Origin of the sequence: Bacillus sp. T17B1, assembly GCF_026796395.1 — a bacterium.
GTDB lineage: Bacteria > Bacillota > Bacilli > Bacillales > Bacillaceae > Bacillus > Bacillus spizizenii_A.
Genome location: NZ_JALAYA010000024.1, coordinates 70,785 through 85,491, shown reverse-complemented (window position 1 = coordinate 85,491; position 14,707 = coordinate 70,785). Strand labels below are relative to the sequence as shown.

11 protein-coding genes, 4 pseudogenes and 4 riboswitches are annotated in these 14,707 nt (G+C 41.0%); of the genes and pseudogenes, 8 read left to right on the top strand and 7 right to left on the bottom strand.

Features of this window, described 5'->3' with window-relative positions:
• Nucleotides 1-26 precede the first annotated feature (26 nt).
• The 3 genes and pseudogenes from MOF34_RS12745 to MOF34_RS12735 form a co-directional block, all read right to left on the bottom strand.
• A pseudogene (locus MOF34_RS12745) lies at nt 27-242 on the bottom strand (YitT family protein); the annotation flags it as partial.
• Between the two features lie 799 nt (nt 243-1,041).
• The gene (locus MOF34_RS12740; RefSeq protein WP_100739812.1) at nt 1,042-1,719 is read right to left on the bottom strand and encodes a hypothetical protein; all 678 of its coding nucleotides are present in this window, start codon (nt 1,717-1,719) and stop codon (nt 1,042-1,044) included.
• Between the two features lie 75 nt (nt 1,720-1,794).
• Nucleotides 1,795-1,944 (bottom strand): hypothetical protein, encoded by a 150-nt coding sequence (locus MOF34_RS12735; RefSeq protein WP_268400406.1) that lies wholly within the window; start codon nt 1,942-1,944, stop codon nt 1,795-1,797.
• Between the two features lie 917 nt (nt 1,945-2,861).
• On the opposite strand from MOF34_RS12735, the pseudogene MOF34_RS12730 reads away from it, so the two are divergent.
• Nucleotides 2,862-3,167 (top strand): annotated as a pseudogene (locus tag MOF34_RS12730) (transposase); the annotation flags it as partial.
• Between the two features lie 209 nt (nt 3,168-3,376).
• On the opposite strand, the gene MOF34_RS12725 reads toward MOF34_RS12730, so the two are convergent.
• Entirely contained in the window at nt 3,377-4,213 is an 837-nt protein-coding gene (locus MOF34_RS12725) for a YitT family protein (RefSeq protein WP_268400405.1), read from the bottom strand.
• Nucleotides 4,214-4,282: 69 nt separating this feature from the next.
• Nucleotides 4,283-4,385: riboswitch (guanidine-I (ykkC/yxkD leader) on the bottom strand.
• A gap of 387 nt (nt 4,386-4,772) precedes the next feature.
• Here MOF34_RS12725 and MOF34_RS12720 point away from each other — a divergent pair.
• A complete protein-coding gene (locus MOF34_RS12720; protein WP_136975890.1) occupies nt 4,773-5,312 on the top strand; it encodes a DUF4352 domain-containing protein in 540 nt (179 codons plus the stop codon).
• Nucleotides 5,313-5,387: 75 nt separating this feature from the next.
• Here the strand turns inward: MOF34_RS12720 and galE are convergent, their stop codons facing one another.
• Nucleotides 5,388-6,407, bottom strand: coding sequence for a UDP-glucose 4-epimerase GalE (gene galE / locus MOF34_RS12715; protein ID WP_268400404.1), 1,020 nt, complete (start codon nt 6,405-6,407; stop codon nt 5,388-5,390).
• Between the two features lie 227 nt (nt 6,408-6,634).
• On the opposite strand from galE, the pseudogene MOF34_RS12710 reads away from it, so the two are divergent.
• From MOF34_RS12710 to MOF34_RS12685, 6 genes and pseudogenes are all read left to right on the top strand, one after another.
• Nucleotides 6,635-6,880, top strand: a pseudogene (locus MOF34_RS12710) (response regulator transcription factor); the annotation flags it as partial.
• A 49-nt stretch (nt 6,881-6,929) separates the two neighbouring features.
• On the top strand, nt 6,930-8,162 hold the full coding sequence (gene pepT, locus MOF34_RS12705) for a peptidase T (RefSeq protein ID WP_268400403.1): 1,233 nt from the start codon (nt 6,930-6,932) through the stop codon (nt 8,160-8,162).
• 506 nt (nt 8,163-8,668) lie between these two features.
• A pseudogene (locus tag MOF34_RS12700) lies at nt 8,669-8,947 on the top strand (hypothetical protein).
• A 171-nt stretch (nt 8,948-9,118) separates the two neighbouring features.
• Nucleotides 9,119-9,607, top strand: a complete 489-nt coding sequence (locus tag MOF34_RS12695) for an LURP-one-related/scramblase family protein (RefSeq protein ID WP_268400402.1) — start codon at nt 9,119-9,121, stop codon at nt 9,605-9,607.
• A 65-nt stretch (nt 9,608-9,672) separates the two neighbouring features.
• A riboswitch (SAM riboswitch) is annotated at nt 9,673-9,779 on the top strand.
• 83 nt (nt 9,780-9,862) lie between these two features.
• A complete protein-coding gene (locus tag MOF34_RS12690; protein ID WP_268400401.1) occupies nt 9,863-10,996 on the top strand; it encodes a 5-methyltetrahydropteroyltriglutamate--homocysteine S-methyltransferase in 1,134 nt (377 codons plus the stop codon).
• Nucleotides 10,997-11,064: 68 nt separating this feature from the next.
• A riboswitch (SAM riboswitch) is annotated at nt 11,065-11,171 on the top strand.
• A 78-nt stretch (nt 11,172-11,249) separates the two neighbouring features.
• A complete protein-coding gene (locus tag MOF34_RS12685; RefSeq protein WP_268400400.1) occupies nt 11,250-12,386 on the top strand; it encodes a 5-methyltetrahydropteroyltriglutamate--homocysteine S-methyltransferase in 1,137 nt (378 codons plus the stop codon).
• Between the two features lie 52 nt (nt 12,387-12,438).
• Here MOF34_RS12685 and MOF34_RS12680 read toward each other — a convergent pair whose 3' ends face one another.
• Both MOF34_RS12680 and MOF34_RS12675 read right to left on the bottom strand, forming a co-directional pair.
• Complete coding sequence (locus MOF34_RS12680; protein WP_268400398.1) at nt 12,439-13,095, bottom strand: 3-oxoacid CoA-transferase subunit B; 657 nt, start codon at nt 13,093-13,095, stop codon at nt 12,439-12,441.
• Nucleotides 13,092-13,808 (bottom strand): CoA transferase subunit A, encoded by a 717-nt coding sequence (locus MOF34_RS12675; RefSeq protein ID WP_268400397.1) that lies wholly within the window; start codon nt 13,806-13,808, stop codon nt 13,092-13,094. Before MOF34_RS12675 ends, MOF34_RS12680 begins: the two co-directional genes overlap by 4 nt.
• A 707-nt stretch (nt 13,809-14,515) precedes the next feature.
• A riboswitch (purine riboswitch) is annotated at nt 14,516-14,617 on the top strand.
• The last annotated feature ends 90 nt before the right edge of the window (nt 14,618-14,707 follow it).

Sequence of the window (14,707 nt, the reverse complement as noted above, 5' to 3'; positions counted from 1 at the left end):
CTGCTTCAAGTGCAGAGGGATTTTTATTATTTAGATATATCAACAAACCCTTCGCCAAACACATCGCGTACGTCATGAACAATCACAAACGCCTTTTTGTCACAGCTTCTGATAATTTTCTTCAGCATGGACAGTTCCTGTTTGTTTATGACGATGTACAAAATCTCTTTTGATTGCCCCGTATAGTTTCCCTTCCCTGATAAAATCGTCACGCCCCGATCCATCAAGGTATTTACTTGCTCTCACTTTCGAACCGGATAAATAGCCAGCTACGATTTCATATAGTCTCCTTATGTAAGAATCTGTATATCCAGTATAAGTCGAAACGCTTTTGTTCTCCAATAAAAAAGAGTATATTCGACATAGATAGACGGGAAACTGAAAGAGAGACCTCATTCGTTTACCTATCGGCTTCAACGGAAATAGAAGAGTAATGCAGGATCCAAGGAGGATGAACAAAAGTTTCATCAATTGATGTTTCAATTTCTTTAGTGGGCTGATTCTTGGGTTTTTATTTAGATATCTGTCAGTTTAGTGTCTATTGAGTCGTTACGCCTCGAAACTCTTTGTTAAAAGTGAGGAAGCTTCTCAATTATTGTCCAAACATCATCTAACCATACTATCACGCACTTCGGAAATTCAATAACTCTTTCTTTACAGCTCTCCATTCTTCTTCAATAGTTGTAAGTAAAGAAAGTTTCGATAATAAAGTCTTTTAGATATTAGGTCGATTCATACCCGTTTGATAATAAATTATAATAAGTGAACGGATGGTTTTGTTGAGAGAAGTGATGTCTGTCTAATACTAAACAAAAAAAGAAAAGCTTTAAATATAATTCACAGGAAAGGTGAACTTGCTCTTTACAAGCCTTGACTGACAATACATGTGTGTCAAATAAAAACACCTTCTATTTTGAATAAGGATAGTTATTATCCGTTATAATACTAGAAGGTGTTTTTTCTATGGGGACAAGAGTGAATTACCCGGTTGTCCTTTTAATACGGTTTAGTTAAGTTTCGTTTACTAAAATTACCTTTTAACTAAGCCTTATATACTGTCCAATAACGACCATCTTTTATTCTGAATTCTAACTTAGCTAGATAACTTATACCACTAATTCCAATTTGCAACTTCTGCATTGCTACAGCATCCCTACTTGCTGTTTCACTAGCTCTATAGATCCCTCTATAATCAACACTAGAGACAGCTCCCAAATAGTACCAATCGTAAGCTCTTAAAATTTTAGCATATCCGATTAAAGGAAAATCAATCTCAACTTTAAAAGATTCATATCCCCAAGCCGCAGTATTAGAGATCTTTAAAATTCTGTGCTCATTCATACCTCCAATTTGCTCTATTCCTAATGGTCTAAATACATTTTTATTTTCTTCTTCAGTAATATCTTCTATACTATTTTCAATAAATGATCCATCTCCAAATTCTATACGCTGATTAGGGTTTTCTTGACTAGCAATTTCAACCCCTTTAGATTCATCACTTTCTAAATATTTGTCAGCATCTAATTTTTCACCTTTTTTTATTTTTTTTGCAAGATTATGTATATGTTCAGACTCTACACCTTTTTCTACTAATTCGTCTTCAATTTCACTTAAAGATTTAGCATTAATAGATTCTTTGTTTTCCTTCGCCCCTACAGGATTAGCAGATAAAATTAAAAATCCCAGACACAAACTTAGTAGTAATGTTATTTTTTTCATATTAATCCTCCTATTTACAATATAACCAATATTAACATATAGAAATAAAAAAAATCCACCTTGCAATGGATTTTTTTATCTTTTATTAGAAATATCATTTAGTTTTTCCTCAATCTTTTCTAATTTTGCCCTTGTTTTATTAGATGATTTAATAAAAGCAAAAATAACAGACACGATTAGTGCTAGTATGAATATATTGATTATAACAAATACAATATCCCCCATTTTAGAGGAGCCTCCTTTAATTATTATTAACTTATTATATATACACTAAAAGCAGAGATCTATTTGGCCCACCGCAAGTCATACTAAGCATATAAACCTCCCCAACAAGTTAATTGTTTTTTGGTGAGCTTCGAATACTACTGCATCTGTATTAATAAGCTCATGTTTCAATGTCAAAACTTAATCATAAGTTAAAATTTTTTTACGGTTTTTCTGATCCTTTCGAATGAAGCTTTTTTACTTTTCTTTAGCACTTTTCCCTTTTTGACATTGTATTATTAGCGTCTCATTAAGTTTGATGGTAACGCCTTCCTCATACGAATAAACATATCTCCCAAACGTAATTACTTTATGATATACTCTAATTAGAAAAATATTTCCCCTTGCCATGAATGTTTTACCGTTAACTGAAGTAGGCATCTTTTACCAAATAAAAACATAAAAGAGATTCATTAACTTAATAATAATATATCACTTTGTGATTTAAGTGTCCATCTAACATACAAAAAACTATTTACTGATTACAAAATCCATAAAAGACCCTCAAGGGCCTTTTGTTTAGTGAAAATCACGATACACTCTCTAGCAGGGATCTTATTTGGCACTATAGGATTCAAAAACGAACTTCCTTTAATATCATTAATATTAAATACAATGAGGAGCCGATAACCTTTTTTGATTTTTCCCATCTTCTCTTTGTCTTTTTAGTTATTGGTTCATTACTTTATTACAATTCCAGGCAACGATACTTGCAACAAATCAACATCTAGCTGTTGGAAAATATCTTTATTTAATTTTTAGTTGATTTAATAGATAATGATTCATAGTCCAGGCTGTCGAGAAATCTCGACAGCCTTTATTTTCCCCTTAAAATATCCATTCTCCAAAAAAAGACTAAAAAGGACGGTGTCTTTCTTATGTTCCACACAAGAAATCCTTCTCAAAATGCATCCGAATTTGTTCTGCTTGACCAACTCGTCGAAGAGGATCATTTGCTTCGAAAATTGATAAACACATAGACTCTTCTTTTATCCTTGAAAGGGTTAAGCCTTACTACAGCGAAAACAAAGGCCGCCCCTCACTCGACCTGATAATTTTCTTCAAAATGATGTTTATCGGCTACCTCTACGGTATTCGTTCAGAAAGACAGCTCGAAAAAAATTTACTACAATATGGCGTACAGATGGTTTTTGGGACTGAATAACAATGACCCTGTTCCGCATGCCCATTGCTTACACAATTCACAAGATCAAAGAACCGCCAGAAGGTCATCACCCAGCCAAACAGGGCTTGGTATGTGGGAGCTCTTTTTCAGTTTTTGAAATACGCTGAAAATCCAAAGAAACAGCACACAAAAAAAGCTTGGAGAAAAACATAGTTTTCTCCACAAGCTGAGCCCAGTAATACTTATCTTGTTGATTTATCATGTAAATTATTTAGATATATCAACAAACCCTTCGCCAAACACATCACGTACGTCATGAACGATCACAAACGCTTTTTTATCACAGCTTCTGATGATTTTCTTCAGCATGGACAGCTCCTGTTTGTTAATGACGATATACAAAATCTCTTTTGACTGGCCCGTATAGCTCCCCTTCCCTGATAAAATCGTCACGCCCCGATCCATCAAGGTATTTACCTGCTCGGCAATTTCACCCTTATTTTCCGAAATGACCGTAATCGCTTTTTTCGTATTCAAGCCTTCAATAATAAAGTCCATCACTTTCGTTCCGATATACAGCATTACGATCGTAAACATCATTTTTTCCGCACCAATAATAAAATAAGAGCTAAATACTACGAGTAAATCAAAAAACAGAAGCGCGTAGCTGATATTCCAGTCTAAATATTTATTAGCAATTCTGGCCAGAATCGCAGAGCCGGCTGTCGTTCCGCCGACACGTATAATCATGCCGATACCGACACCCGCAAATACACCCGCGAAAATCGTATTAATGATCAATTCATCAGACGGTGTGCTCCACCCATGTGTCAGATGAAGGAAAAGCGAATTCGCCGCTACGGCAATGATTGTATAGACAGTCGTTTTACCGTCCAGAAACTTGTAGCCGATTAAAAGCAGAAGTGCATTTAAGATAAAGTTCGTTACCCCAGGAGACCATTGAAACACATAATACAAAATCAGCGTAATCCCAGTGACCCCGCCTTCCCCAAGGTCATTGGGAATCGCAAACAAATTCACTGCAAGCGCGAAGAAAAAAGCGCCAATCAGAAGCATTAGCACATCAAGCATTTTCTTTTTCATCACAAAACACTCCTTCTCAATATAGTATCAACAAAAAAACCCAGGAGTACGCTCTCGCAAAAGAGCAGAAACTCCTGGGCTTTTATCCCACCGTGTCATAACAGCCGGGCTGCTATGTGTTTTCTCTCGGTCACAGTCCAATTTGCATTGCGGAACCCTAGAAAACCACTGTTTTTATCATATCATCTTTACTTTCCAATATTAGCATTATAAGGGACGGTTTGAATTGGTTCAAGAGGTATGTGCGGAGATTTATTCAGATGAGCTACAGAAAAAAAGATTTTCCTATTAACAAATAACAGAAATGACCGATAAGAAAAAAAGCATATATTTTAAAGGTAAAATTAACTATAAATGATAATATTTATAAGATATTCATAATTTTATATTGACTAAGTGAAATAATATAGGCATTATAGTACATATGTTTTGTACATTTAATTACATAGGAGGAAATAGAATGGCAGGAAAACTAGTACCCTGTAAAGCTTGCGGCCAAGAAATTGCAAAGGGTGTAAAAAAATGTCCTAACTGCGGTAAGGATCAACGTAACTTTTTTATGCGACATAAAATCATTACGTTTATTCTCGCAGTTGTTGTCATCATTATTATTGCTAACATTGGCGGCGGAGGCGGTTCAGAAGCCACTTCCAAAACATCGAGCAGCAGCAAAGCAGAAACTGAAAAAACATACAATATCGGTGATACTGTAAAAACTGAAAAAACTGAAGTAACAGTTACAAAAGTAGAGGACAGAGATACTGTCGGAACTCAATATGTTGAAAAGAAAGCCTCTGATGGAGGTACGATTGTAGCTGTTCAATATACAATTAAAAACGTATCTAAAAAGCCGATAAGTTCTTTTTCAATTCCAACTGTTAAATTAGTTGATGCTGATGGCACTTCTTATGATTCTGATATTGATGCTTCTGTAAACTATGCAACTGAGACAAAAGTTGATAACTCTAAAATTTTGAGTGATCTAAATCCTAATATTAAAGTAACAGGTGTGAAAGCATTTGAAGTTGACAAAGAAGCTTATGCAAAAGGAACTTGGAAACTCAAATTCAGTAATGATGTTATTGTAAAAATCAAATAATAGCAGACAAGGGTGCTTTAACAGGCACCCTTTTTCTCTAATAAAAGGCCTTCTCTGTTGAGAAGGCCTCCATTCTTATTCCGCACTCTTATACCCATTCACATTAGAAGACTGCCACCTCCATGAATCGGCACACATTTCCTCAAGGCCTCGTTTTGCTTCCCAGCCTAGTTCTTGCTTGGCTTTTGCAGGATCTGCGAAGCAGGTGGCGATGTCTCCAGGACGGCGGTCCGCAAAACGGTACGGAATCTCTTTTCCTGACACTTTTTCAAAGGCTTTGACCATTTCAAGCACACTGTAGCCTGTGCCTGTTCCGAGGTTGTATGCATCTGCTCCAGTGGAGTTCAATACTTTTTCAAGCGCTTTGACGTGGCCCTCTGCGAGATCAACGACGTGAATATAATCGCGCACGCCTGTCCCGTCTTTTGTCGGATAGTCATTGCCGAATACGCTTAATTGCTCAAGTTTGCCGACGGCTACCTGCGTTACATACGGCATGAGGTTATTCGGAATGCCGTTCGGGTCTTCACCGATCCGTCCGCTTGGATGCGCGCCGAACGGATTAAAATAACGAAGCAGTGCAACGCTCCACTCATTGTCGGCTGTGTACAGATCACGCAATATTTGTTCTAACATGAGCTTCGTCTGCCCATAAGGATTTGTCGCGCCTAATGGAAAGTCCTCCGTAATGGGTGATGTTTCCGGAACGCCATACACCGTCGCAGACGAACTGAATACGATTTTCTTTACGCCGTATTTCTCCATGACCTCACATAAAATAAACGTTCCCGTCAGGTTGTTATGATAATATTTGAGCGGAATCGCAACAGATTCACCGACTGCTTTTAACCCCGCAAAATGAATCACAGCTTCAATCTTGTTCTCTGCAAAAACCGAATCTACCGCTTCCCGATCCAATAGATCCGCTTTATAGAACGTTAAATCTTTTCCTGTAATCTCTTTTACACGGTTCAGTGCCTCAGCTGAACTGTTGGACAAATTATCAAGAACAACAATCTCATAGCCGCTGTTCAATAACTCCACACATGTGTGGCTTCCGATGTACCCGGCACCGCCAGTAACAAGTATTGCCATGATGTAAACCCTCCTAAAAAATGACCTGATTTAATTATATAGTGTTTATGACTGGTCTACATCCATTTTCAAGAAGTTTAATCGTTTATTAATAGTTTTTTCATATTTGCAGGCTATCCGATATAGGTTTACAGCCTTTTCACGCCATATTATGCCGAATGCGTGTAGCAGCTGTAAAATCAATCTGCCGGTTGACGTTTTCTTTTCCAATATTCGCTATGCTTAATATCAGTGACACATTTCGCACGAAGCAACAAACTCAAGCCGAAGAACTGGCAGATCCGTTTACAAAAAGAGAGCTCGAGGTTCTTCAGCAAATGGCCTATGGGTTGAGAAATGAAGACATTGGTGAAAAGCTTTTCGTCAGCGAAAGCACTGTGAAAACTCACGTGCACCGCATCCTGCAAAAATGCAATGCCCAAGATCGGACACAGGCAGTCGTTTTTGCGATTCGAAACGGTATTGTGCAATAGAAAACTCGCATCCTGTCATGATAAAATAAGAGAAAGGAGATGATTGGAAATGAAAGAAGAGATTATTGAACGGTTTACTACATATGTAAAAGTCGACACGCAGTCCGACGAATCCGTCGACACCTGCCCTTCCACACCCGGCCAATTGACACTAGGAAACATGCTCGTTGATGAATTGAACTCCATTGGCATGCAGGATGTAGCCATTGATGAAAACGGCTATGTCATGGCGACTCTTCCCTCCAATACTGAAAAAGACGTGCCGACTATCGGCTTTCTCGCTCACGTCGATACTGCCACAGACTTTACCGGCAAAAACGTGAATCCGCAAATCATTGAAAACTACGATGGAAAAGACATTGTGCTTAATGAACAGCTGCAGGTGATCCTGTCGCCTGATCAATTCCCTGAACTGCCCGGCTATAAGGGCCATACTCTCATTACCACAGACGGCACAACCCTTCTCGGCGCAGACAATAAGGCCGGTATCGCCGAAATCATGACAGCCATGGATTACCTTATCAAACACCCTGAAATCAAACACGGCACCATCAGAGTCGCTTTTACGCCTGATGAAGAAATCGGAAGAGGGCCGCACAAATTTGATGTGAAACGATTCAATGCGTCCTTTGCCTACACAGTTGACGGCGGCCCGCTCGGCGAACTAGAATACGAAAGCTTCAATGCAGCTGCTGCAAAAATCACAATCAAAGGCAACAACGTACATCCCGGAACGGCAAAAGGGAAAATGATCAACTCTGCGAAAATCGCAATGAAGCTGAACAGCCTGCTGCCGGCAGACGAAGCGCCTGAATATACAGAAGGGTACGAAGGCTTCTACCACTTGCTGTCGATTCAAGGAGATGTAGAGGAAACAAAACTCCACTACATTATCAGAGACTTTGACAAAGGCAACTTCCAAAGCAGAAAAGAAACAATGAAGCGTGTCGTTGAAGAACTTCAAAACGAATACGGGCAAGATCGGATTCAGCTTGATATGAACGATCAATACTACAATATGAGAGAGAAAATTGAACCTGTGATCGAAATTGTCCACATTGCCAAGCAAGCGATGGAAAACCTCGGCATCGAACCGAAGATTTCTCCAATCCGCGGGGGCACGGACGGATCCCAGCTGTCCTACATGGGACTCCCTACGCCAAACATCTTTACCGGTGGGGAAAACTTTCACGGCAAATTTGAATACATCTCAGCCGATAACATGGTGAAAGCCGTAAATGTCATCGTCGAGATTGCAAAACTGTTTGAAGAACAGGCATAATACCAAGAGCCAGTCCTAAAAAGGACTGGTTTTTTTGTGTAAATATGAAACATTTTGAATACTTCCTCCGTAAAACAAGTATCAACAGTTGAGGAGGAAAACAATGACAAAACATGCTATAGCTGCAAAAAGTCTATTGAAAAAATGGATAAGGAGCAGGCCGCTTAACATACAAAAGAAATCGAGCCCATTTCAAAAAATCAGAAAAATGTTCAAACGCTTCTTCTAACATTCTTCCAAATCCACAAAACCACAATCAGCATACCCTCGTACCGCCCAAATGCTCCGAAATTTGGGTTTTTTGTGTTTAATTCCGCAAAATAGGGTATAAACCAAACAAGAAAGAAAACAACAACCTAAAACAGGTAATTTGAATTATTAATTTTTAGGTTAAAAGTAATATAAAAGATTTTATTTTATCGTCGATAGTAACTATAGAACCAATCACCAACCAGAACTAACACCCTGTTGTAAGACTATTTTCAGGTCAACAGGTTAGACTGTTTTTGAGGGGCAGTTATTTATTTTTTATTGATTTAGAATTTTTTGAATACTTTTTGGCTTTTTATCCGTACAATAGATAATACCAAAACTTTTTTTGGGAGGTATGTAAAATGATCCTATTTATTATCATCGCATTATGTGGCTATCTTCTTTTTTCTTTCAGCAAGGACAATCGCCGTAAACCGCAAAAGACAAGCCCTCTGCCAGCAGCTGCACCTCATCACAACAACCTAATCGACCTTGACGCGATCCGCCAAAAACGCCGGATGCATCTTTCCTAATCCTATATTTTAAACGAAAAGGCTGCTGAATGATGCAGCCTTTTCAATTTAAAAACATTTATCACTCGGGAAAACAACCAGCAGGTTTCTGATTACTAGATTTGGAACTTGAAACTTTCTTGCCGCCAGTCCGTAATTTCTTACAAGGCAAATCTAAAGGAGACTTCAGCAATGATCGAATTATTTATGAAACAGAAAATGTTCTCTTTTAAAGATGAATTTCACATTTATGACCGAGATGAACAAGAGGCTTTCAAGGTCGAGGGCCGATTCTTTTCGTTAGGGGACTCGCTACAAATGACAGATTCATCCGGTAAAACACTCGTTTCCATAGAACAAAAAACAATGTCTGTTCTGCCGCGATACAAGATTTCCATTGGCGGGGAAACAGCTTGTGAGGTGGCGAAGAAACTAACGTTTTTCAAACCGAAATTTGAAATTTCCCAGCTCAACTGGGAAATTGACGGTGACTTGTGGAAGAATGAATTTCAACTGACGGACGGGGAGAATGTCCGTATGTCAGTGAGCAAAAAGTGGCTCAGCTGGGGTGATTCCTATCATTTACAGATTGCAAAAGAGGAAGATGTGCTGATCTGTACAGCCATTGCTATCGTGCTTGATATGGTATTATATAACGACGAAGATGAGAGCATTTTCTAAAAAAGGTTGACAATTGAGTAAAAAGTAATAATATTAAGATAATTGAAATCTGAATATGAAGATATACCTTATCAAGAGAGGTGGAGGGACTGGCCCTATGATACCCGGCAACCGCTGTTTCAAACAGAATGGTGCTAAATCCTTTAGAACATTGTGTTCTTGCAGATGAGGCGGAGATTTGATCATTCAAGCTCTTCCTTACACAAAGGGAGAGCTTTTTTATGCTCACCACATTGCAGAAAAGAGGCGAATGACATGGCTCAACAAACAAATGTTGCAGGACAAATAACAGAAAAACAACGCAAAGCTCCTTTCCGTGCCGATCATGTCGGCAGTTTACTGAGATCTGCTCCAATAAAAGAAGCCCGGCAAAAAAAAGCGGCCGGCGAGATCACTGCAGATCAGCTTCGTGATATCGAAAATCAAGAAATCACCCGCATTGTAGAAAAACAAAAAGAAATCGGTCTCGATGTGGTAACAGATGGGGAATTCCGCCGATCTTGGTGGCATTACGATTTCCTGGAAGGCCTTGACGGTGTGGAAGCGTTCATCCCGGCTGAAGGGATTCAATTCCATCATGCGAAAACAAAAGCACGGAGCATCAAAGTGACGGGTAAACTCGATTTTACGAGCCACCCAGCGCTTGCCGATTATCAATTTTTACATGAGATCGCCGGCGACGCGACACCAAAATTGACGATTCCGAGCCCGAATATGCTGTTTTTCGGTGAAAAGGCGGATAAAGAGATTTATGACGACCAAGAGGAATATTTTCATGATCTGGCCCAAACGTACAAAAAAGCAATTAAAGCCTTCTATGATGCTGGATGCCGCTATCTTCAGCTTGATGATACGTCATGGTCTCTCTTCTTTGAGGAAAAAGGCAGAGAGGTCGTCCGGGCACTTGGCGGTGATCCAGAAACATTGCCTGCCTTATTCGCCAAAACGATTAACGATGCAGTGGCAGACCGCCCTGATGATTTAGCAATCACGATGCACATTTGCCGCGGCAACTTCAAGTCGACTTGGGCGGCATCAGGAGGCTATGACGCTATAGCGGAAACAATTTTGGACGGCTTGAATCTGGATGGGCTGTTCTTAGAATACGATGATGACCGCTCAGGAAATTTTGATCCGCTCCGTTTCGTAAAACGCAAGGATCTGCGCATTGTGCTCGGCTTAATTACATCCAAATACGGCGATCTGGAAAATCCTGAGGATGTGAAGCGCCGCATCAATGAAGCGGCGCGCTTTGTCAGCCTTGACCAGCTGTGCCTCAGCCCGCAGTGCGGTTTCGCCTCTACGGAAGAAGGCAATCTTTTGACAGAAGAGCAGCAATGGGCGAAGCTGCGCCACGTCATCGACATCGCCAACGATGTGTGGAGATAATCTATCATTGACAGAAACAGAAAATGTGTGAATAATAGATACTATCAGAAAATTTCATAAAATGGTTTTCCTTATCAAGAGAGGTGGAGGGACTGGCCCTGCGATACCCGGCAACCGCTGTTTAACAGAATGGTGCTAAATCCTTTAGAGCATTGATTGCTCTTGAAGATAAGGTTGAGATTGTCACACAAGCTCTTCCTTATCCAAAGGATGAGCTTTTTTATATTCGAAATGGAAAGAAGGAATGGACAACATGTCACAACAAACAACACACACAGAACAAAAAGCACGACAAAGAAAAAAGCCGCCGTTTCGCGCGGATCAAGTTGGAAGCCTGCTGAGATCTGAGCCCGTTAAAAAAGCGCGGCTGCAAAAAGCGGCCGGCGAGATTACAGCTGAGCAGCTTCGCCAAATCGAAAACGATGAAATCATCCGCATTGTGGAAAAACAGAAGGAAACCGGCCTGAACGTCGTGACAGACGGGGAATTCCGCAGAGCATGGTGGCATTTTGATTTTCTGGAAAATCTGGATGGGGTTGAGCCGTTTATTCCTGAGCAGGGCATTCAATTCCATAATGTACAGACAAAAGCACGAGGCATTAAAGTCACCGGTGATATCGACTTTTCAACTCATCCAATGCTTGAAGATTACTCATTTCTCCATAGCATTGCCGGTGACGCGACGCCAAAGATGACGATCCCAAGCCCAAATATGCTGTTTTTCCGCGGAAAGCTGGAAAAGGATGCATACAAAAACGACTATCACCTTTTCCAGCACGATGTATCCAAAGCATATAAAAAAGCGATTCAAGCGTTTTATGACAGAGGCTGCCGCTACCTCCAGCTTGATGATACAGCATGGGCTGTTTTCTTATCTGAAAAAGGCTTAAAACAAATCGAAGCGTTCGGCACAACGCCTGACGAGCTTCGCCAGCTGTTTGCGAAATCTATTAACGACGCGATTGCAGACCGTCCGGATGACTTGACCGTAACAATGCATATTTGCCGCGGCAACTTCCAGTCCACTTGGACAGCGGAAGGCGGCTATGACGCAGCAGCCGAAACCATTTTTGACGGCTTGAACCTGGACGGGCTTTTCCTAGAGTATGATGATTCACGCTCAGGCGGATTTGAACCGCTCCGTTATGTGAAGCGCTCTGATCTTCAGCTTGTCCTTGGCTTAGTGACATCTAAATTCGGTGAGCTTGAACACCCGGATGATGTAAAACGCCGTATCGAAGAAGCGTCCCGCTATGTAAATTTAGACCAGCTTTGCCTCAGCCCTCAATGCGGATTCGCTTCCACTGAGGAAGGCAACAAGCTGACTGAAGAACAGCAATGGGCGAAGCTGCGCCATGTGGTTGAGATTGCTAACGATGTTTGGAAATAAGCAAAGAAAAAACACACTTGATTCCCTGGCGGAGCAAGTGTGTTTTTTCATATCAAGCGTTTGATTTAAGCACCGCCTGGCTGACAGCAAAATCGGCATCTGTTTTTTCATAAACCTCATCCATTGTGACACCTTCCTGAAGTTCAGTTAGTGTCATGCGGCCGTGATCAAAATCAAACACAGCCAAATCCGTAATCAGCCTGTGAACGACTCTCTGCCCCGTCAGCGGAAGAGAGCATGTCTTTTTCACTTTTGGCTCGCCATGCTTATTGACATGCTCCATGATGACAACGATCCGTTTCGCCCCGTTGACGAGATCCATGGCGCCTCCCATCCCTTTGACCATTTTCCCCGGGATCATCCAATTGGCCAAATCCCCCTGCTCAGAAACCTCCATGCCGCCAAGAATAGCCAAATCGATATGCCCGCCTCTTATCATCGCGAATGACTCAGCGCTGTCAAAATAGGAAGCGCCCGTCACTTCAGAGATTGTTTCCTTTCCTGCATTGATCAAATCCGCGTCTTCCATTCCTTCCACAGGATACGGGCCGATCCCGAGCAAGCCGTTTTCTGACTGAAGCATGACGTGAACGCCGTCGGGTATCTCATTTGCGACAAGCGTGGGCATTCCAATCCCAAGATTGACATTCATTCCATTCTTGATTTCTTGTACAGCGCGTTTGACCATTCGTTTTCTCGCTTCCTTCATTTCGCCTCACCCTTTCCCGCCGCTTGTCGGACTGTTCGCTTTTCAATCCGTTTTTCATGGCTCGCGCCAAGCACCACATGCTGTACGTAAATGCCCGGCGTATGGATGTGATCTGGATCGAGCTCTCCCGCTTCCACGATGTCTTCCGCCTCGGCAATCGTGATCTTGCCTGCCATGGCGGCAACGGGATTGAAATTTCTCGCCGTTTTCCGAAAGATCAAATTCCCCTTAGTGTCCGCTTTCCACGCTTTGACAATCGCCACGTCGCCGATGATGCCTTGCTCCAGCACATATGTCCGGCCGCCGAACGTTTTATGTTCTTTTCCCTCTGCTATTGAAGTACCAACACCTGTTGCCGTGTAAAATCCCGGTATGCCTGCCCCGCCTGCACGAATTCTCTCAGCGAGCGTTCCCTGGGGAACAAGTTCAACCTCAAGCTCTCCGCTTAAAAACTGCCGCTCAAAAATTTTATTTTCACCGACATAGGATGAGATCATTTTCTTGATTTGCCTATTAGCCAGAAGCAAACCGAGCCCCCAGTCATCGACTCCGCAATTGTTGCTGACAACGGTTAAATCCTTTGCTCCCTGATCTCTGATCGCCAAAATGAGCTGTTCAGGAATGCCGCACAGCCCGAATCCTCCTGCGATCAGCGTATCTCCATCACAAATCAGTTCCGCGGCTTCTTTACTTGATGACAGTACTTTTCCCATATTGACGCCCCTTTCGTTTTCTCCAACAACCTTACGGACGAAAGCGTTTACAATTATCTTGATTGTTTTCTTCCCCTTTCCATATGTACGGGGAGCCGAGGCCAACTATTCCGAATAAAAAGGAAAGCTCTTTTTTCGGAGCTTTCCTCTGCCTAATAGGATATCGAAATCAACCGTTTCTTTTTGCTTCATGGAGTTTCCCTCCCCTGTACACAACCATTATTCATAAATGGGAAATAATTATTCGACGATTGCTTGTTTTCCAAATTCCTCATGAGTCAGAAAATGAATCAATGCGTCTGCGGTTTCTTAGGAGACTGTAACTTTCCTGCTTCCTTTAACTGAATGAATTCATACATAAGGAAAATCTTCTTTGCGAACCGAGCGGATTTTTGACGTGCTGTAGCAGCTTTGTGAAGGCAATACATATTTCGCTGACTAAAAAGGATCTGTCGAAGCCTTAGGCAAAAAGCTCATCCATTCTAACCACCGGCTGTATGTCAAGACAGGCCGATCAAAGCCTGATTAACAAGACCCCCAATGATAAATGCTTCATTTTTCCCCTCCTGATTTCCTAAACATCATAGCAGCATAACAACTCCACATGTATTTCCTTTATTTTCTCAAATTCAAGATATAAATTTTATTATTGTGAAAATAGTTAAAAAGGTTGATTTTCAAAAAGTGAAAGGATAAAATACTGCTATCATCTTAGAAAAAGACATTCTTGTATATGATCAGTAATATGGTCTGATTGTTTCTACCTAGTAACCGTAAAAAACTAGACTACAAGAAAGTTTGAATAAATTTGAACGAGTTGAAAAGGACAAGTTCTTTTCTGTTTGCTCTTATTTTTCACACTTTCTGCACTTCCAGAATTTGTGAAGGATAGGAGCTTT

Coding starts and splice junctions, on each gene's coding strand:
- MOF34_RS12740 (WP_100739812.1), bottom strand. CDS start 1,719: ATGAAAAAAATAACATTACTACTAAGTTTGTGTCTGGGATTTTTAATT.
- MOF34_RS12735 (WP_268400406.1), bottom strand. CDS start 1,944: ATGGGGGATATTGTATTTGTTATAATCAATATATTCATACTAGCACTA.
- MOF34_RS12725 (WP_268400405.1), bottom strand. CDS start 4,213: ATGAAAAAGAAAATGCTTGATGTGCTAATGCTTCTGATTGGCGCTTTT.
- MOF34_RS12720 (WP_136975890.1), top strand. CDS start 4,773: ATGCGACATAAAATCATTACGTTTATTCTCGCAGTTGTTGTCATCATT.
- galE (WP_268400404.1), bottom strand. CDS start 6,407: ATGGCAATACTTGTTACTGGCGGTGCCGGGTACATCGGAAGCCACACA.
- pepT (WP_268400403.1), top strand. CDS start 6,930: ATGAAAGAAGAGATTATTGAACGGTTTACTACATATGTAAAAGTCGAC.
- MOF34_RS12695 (WP_268400402.1), top strand. CDS start 9,119: ATGATCGAATTATTTATGAAACAGAAAATGTTCTCTTTTAAAGATGAA.
- MOF34_RS12690 (WP_268400401.1), top strand. CDS start 9,863: ATGGCTCAACAAACAAATGTTGCAGGACAAATAACAGAAAAACAACGC.
- MOF34_RS12685 (WP_268400400.1), top strand. CDS start 11,250: ATGTCACAACAAACAACACACACAGAACAAAAAGCACGACAAAGAAAA.
- MOF34_RS12680 (WP_268400398.1), bottom strand. CDS start 13,095: ATGAAGGAAGCGAGAAAACGAATGGTCAAACGCGCTGTACAAGAAATC.
- MOF34_RS12675 (WP_268400397.1), bottom strand. CDS start 13,808: ATGGGAAAAGTACTGTCATCAAGTAAAGAAGCCGCGGAACTGATTTGT.